This window comes from Zavarzinia sp., assembly GCF_041650655.1.
Taxonomy (GTDB): Bacteria; Pseudomonadota; Alphaproteobacteria; order Zavarziniales; family Zavarziniaceae; genus Zavarzinia.
Genome location: NZ_JBAZKR010000207.1, coordinates 1 through 3,633 on the forward strand (window position 1 = coordinate 1; position 3,633 = coordinate 3,633).

The 3,633-nt window shown below is 67.1% G+C and carries 6 protein-coding genes; 3 read left to right on the plus strand and 3 right to left on the minus strand.

Going from position 1 to position 3,633, the window contains the following annotated elements:
• The 3 genes from WC493_RS22250 to WC493_RS22260 form a co-directional block, all read left to right on the plus strand.
• On the plus strand, window positions 1-379 hold a 379-nt coding region (locus tag WC493_RS22250), incomplete at its 5' end, for a thiol:disulfide interchange protein DsbA/DsbL (protein WP_373068653.1).
• A gap of 13 nt (window positions 380-392) precedes the next feature.
• Window positions 393-1,154 (plus strand): SDR family oxidoreductase, encoded by a 762-nt coding sequence (locus WC493_RS22255; RefSeq protein ID WP_373068655.1) that lies wholly within the window; start codon window positions 393-395, stop codon window positions 1,152-1,154.
• A complete protein-coding gene (locus tag WC493_RS22260; RefSeq protein ID WP_373068657.1) occupies window positions 1,154-1,945 on the plus strand; it encodes a helical backbone metal receptor in 792 nt (263 codons plus the stop codon). The genes WC493_RS22255 and WC493_RS22260 overlap by 1 nt, the downstream gene beginning before the upstream one ends.
• Window positions 1,946-1,954: 9 nt before the next feature.
• Here WC493_RS22260 and WC493_RS22265 read toward each other — a convergent pair whose 3' ends face one another.
• The 3 genes from WC493_RS22265 to WC493_RS22275 form a co-directional block, all read right to left on the minus strand.
• Entirely contained in the window at window positions 1,955-2,695 is a 741-nt protein-coding gene (locus WC493_RS22265) for a class II glutamine amidotransferase (protein ID WP_373068659.1), read from the minus strand.
• Window positions 2,696-2,740: 45 nt separating this feature from the next.
• The gene (locus tag WC493_RS22270) at window positions 2,741-3,151 is read right to left on the minus strand and encodes a hypothetical protein (RefSeq protein ID WP_373068661.1); all 411 of its coding nucleotides are present in this window, start codon (window positions 3,149-3,151) and stop codon (window positions 2,741-2,743) included.
• Window positions 3,152-3,218: 67 nt separating this feature from the next.
• Window positions 3,219-3,569, minus strand: coding sequence for a DsrE/DsrF/TusD sulfur relay family protein (locus WC493_RS22275; RefSeq protein ID WP_373068663.1), 351 nt, complete (start codon window positions 3,567-3,569; stop codon window positions 3,219-3,221).
• Window positions 3,570-3,633: the final 64 nt, after the last annotated feature.

The window sequence follows — 3,633 nt, forward strand, 5'->3', positions numbered from 1 at the left end:
CCCCAACAACAAGTGGGCGCCGCCGGCGCGGCTCTACTACACGCTCGAAGCCATGAATCTGGTCGGGAGGCTGCACCGCGATGTTTTCAATGCGATCCACCTCGATCATCAGCGTCTCGATGACGAGAAGGTCCTCTTCGACTGGATTGCGAAGAAAGGCGTCGACGCCAAGCAGTTTGCCGAGACCTGGAATTCCTTCGGCGTCCAGAGCCGGGTCCAGCAGGCGCGCGAGCTTACCCTGAGCGCCACCATCACGGGTGTGCCGTCGGTAATGGTGCAGGGCAAGTATCTGGCGCTGACGCCGGGCAACTACGAAGACCTGCTGGAGATCATCGAGCAGTTGATCGATCGCGCCCGCGCCGAGGCCGGCAAGAACTAGACGGCAAGAACCCGTGCGGGTATTCCTGACCGGGGCATCCAGCGGCATTGGCGAGGCGCTGGCCCGCCATTACGCAGTTGCAGGTGCCACGCTCGGACTGGCGGCGCGCCGCCGGGAGCGGCTCGGCGAATTGATTGCCGAACTGCCCGGGGAACACGCCTGCTATGTGCTGGATGTCGCCGATGCGGCGGCCCTGCAGGCCGCCGCCGAGGATTTCATCGCCCGCTGCGGTTGCCCGGATGTGGTCATCGCCAACGCCGGCATCTCGGTCGGCACCCTGGCCGACGCCGCGGACGACCTGCCGGCATTCCGCCGCGTGTTCGAAACCAATGTGACCGGAATGGCACAGACCCTGCAGCCGTTCATCGCCGCCATGAAGGCACGCGGCAGCGGCCGCCTGGTCGGCATTGCCTCGGTGGCCGGCATCCGCGGCCTGCCGGGAGCGGGCGCCTACTGCGCCTCGAAGGCGGCGACCATCGCGTACCTGGAGGCCTTGCGCGGCGAACTGCGCGGCAGCGGGGTCGAGGTCGTCACCATCGTGCCGGGCTATATCGCGACGCCGATGACCGCGGTGAACCGCTACCCGATGCCCTTCCTGCTGCCGGTCGACGAAGCCGCCCGCCGCTTCGCCCGCGCCATCGAGCGCGGCGTCAGCTACACGGTGATTCCCTGGCAGATGGGCGTTGTCGCCAAACTGCTGCGCCTGCTGCCCAACCCGTTGTTCGATGCCATCTTCGCCCGCGCCGGACGCAAGCCGCGCGGCCTCGATCTTTGATGCCGGTCGACGCCCTGGGCCGCGAGCAGCGGCCGTATGACGGCGTGCCGCGCATCGTCAGCCTGGTGCCGAGCCTGACCGAACTCGTCTGCGACCTCGGCCTGGCGGATTGTCTGGTCGGCCGCACCGGATTCTGCGTCCATCCCCGCGAGGCGCTGCGCCGGGTGCCCAAGGTCGGCGGCACCAAGGACGTCAAGCTCGACGCGGTGCGCGAGCTGGCGCCGACCCATCTGATTGCCGACATCGACGAGAACCGGCGCGACGCGGTCGAGGCCATGATGGAGTTCGTGCCGCAGGTCGTGGTCGTGCATCCGCAAACCGTCGACGACAATCTCGCCCTGTATGCGCTGCTCGGCGCGATCTTCCGGCGCGATGCCGAGGCCGCGCGCCTCGCCGCGGAGTTCTCGGCGGCGCGGCAGGAACTCGCCGCACTGGCCGCCACGCGGCCGCGCCAAGCCGTGCTCTATCCGATCTGGCGCGAGCCCTGGATGACCGTCCGGCGCGACACCTACATCGCGGCCATGCTCGGCGCCGCCGGCTGGGACACGCTTCCGGCCGACGCACCGGCACGCTTTCCGGAATTCGCCTGGGATGCGCCGTGGCTGGCCGGCATATCGCGCGTGCTGTTGCCCTCGGAACCCTATGCCTTCACCGATCGACATCTGGCCGAAGTCGGCGCGCTGGCGCAGCGTCCGGTGACCCGCATCGACGGCGAAATGGTCTCCTGGTACGGCAGCCGCGCAATTGCCGGCTTGCGCTATCTGGCCGAACTGCGGCGGCAATTGGGCTGAGGATTTTCTTCAGTCCGGCGAGGGCGAGCCCTGCCCTTTGCCGCCCAGCCGTGCGATCAGCCTTCCGTCGCGATACACGCGAAGCTCTCCCGCCGCGAAGGGCCGCCATGCGCCGTCGGTGAGGGGCTCGGTGGCGACGATGATGCTGCATCCGGACTCGTCGTCAATCTCGAGTTGATGCAGCCGGTCGTGGCCGTAGGCAATCAGTTCGCGGCCGTCGGAGAGCAGGAAATTGAACTTGCCCAGTGCCGCAATTTTCTCCGACAGCCTGGCCAGACGGCCGAGCCATGCCGGCCGCAGCGGGTTGTCGTAAGCCTCGGCGATGTCGGTCAGCAGATGGCAGAAGGCATATTCGGAATCCGTCTCGCCGTCCGGCAGGCACAGCGGCCCTGTGGTTTGCCATTCGATGACCTCAGGCACCATTCCGTTGTGCGCGAAGACCCAGTCCCGGTTGCAGCAGGCATGGATGAAGGGATGGGTGTTGAGCATGCCCGGCACGGGGGGATGCCGCGCTTTGCGCACATGCGCGATGGCGAGGCGGGTCCGCAGCGCGCCCGCCACGCGAGCGAAGCCCGCGCTGCTGAATCCCGGTTCGGAAGACTTGGTCAGGCTGGCGACGCCGTCATGCCAGGAGGCCACGCCCCATCCATCCGGGTTGTCGGCACTGCCGCCGCCGCGCTCGCGAAACGGTGCCAGCCAGGGGCTCAGGCTCTGCTCGCGGTCGCCGCTAAAGCCGAACAATTCGCACATTGCGATTTCCTGCCGGCTTGCGCCGCCAGGATCTGCCGGCGCAAGCTAGGCTTTGCGGCACAGCGGCCCGGCGACCGGATTCGCCATGGCTTGCGCGATGGCGCCGACCAGCTCATGCACCTCTTCGGCGGAAAAGTGCTCGAACAGGCGGCGCGCATGGCGGGCGGGTATTCGCACGACACCGGGCTGGCCATCGGGCAGCGTGATGGCGACGGCCATCAGCGCGCGTGCCATGTCGCCTTCCGCGGCCTCGACCAGATCGACCTGCTCCGCCATCAGCGTGGCGTACTCGGCCTCGATGGCCTCCTCGAGTTCGTCCGCCAGGTCGCCGGTCAATGCCACGACGAAGCCCTCCATCGCGTCCGGCCGCGACTGGGTGGGGATGCCGTGCCCTGCAACGAAGCTCGCGAAACGGTCGCGCAGTGTTGCGTCGAAGAATATGTATTCGTTAGTCATGCTCAATCCGGCGTCTGGTTCAAGTCGTCGATGCGATCCGCTGCCGCATTGCGACTGCGCCCGGCCGTCAGAATACCAGCAGCTTGTCCGCCCACTGCGTCCATTCGGTCAGGATATCCATGGTACCGCGTCGGGCGCCTTCGATCAGGCGCTCTTCGGTCATGCCGCGGGCATCCATGCAGGTGCCGCAAACGGAGATTTCCCCATTGCGCCGGACCACGGCGCCAAGCATGTCGCCGAGATTGTAGTAGCCCTGCGGCACCTTCTGCCCGGCAGCGGCGCAGGCGGCGGCGTCACCCATCAGGAACACGCGAACTTCTTCCTTCGCATTCAGCAGCGAACGGGCGAGACGCAGCGCGTTGTAGCTGCGTTCGGTACCGTAGGGCGGGTCGTTGAGGACGAACAGATGTTTGGCCATTTCACTTACCTCCGGTCTTGACGGTGGATATCAACGCCTCGAATTTCCGGCAGGACGACGCGTC

What these genes read in the sequence shown, in the direction of transcription:
- WC493_RS22270 (WP_373068661.1), bottom strand. Translation starts at nt 3,151, where the DNA reads ATGACTAACGAATACATATTCTTCGACGCAACACTGCGCGACCGTTTC.
- WC493_RS22260 (WP_373068657.1), top strand. Translation starts at nt 1,154, where the DNA reads ATGCCGGTCGACGCCCTGGGCCGCGAGCAGCGGCCGTATGACGGCGTG.
- WC493_RS22265 (WP_373068659.1), bottom strand. Translation starts at nt 2,695, where the DNA reads ATGTGCGAATTGTTCGGCTTTAGCGGCGACCGCGAGCAGAGCCTGAGC.
- WC493_RS22275 (WP_373068663.1), bottom strand. Translation starts at nt 3,569, where the DNA reads ATGGCCAAACATCTGTTCGTCCTCAACGACCCGCCCTACGGTACCGAA.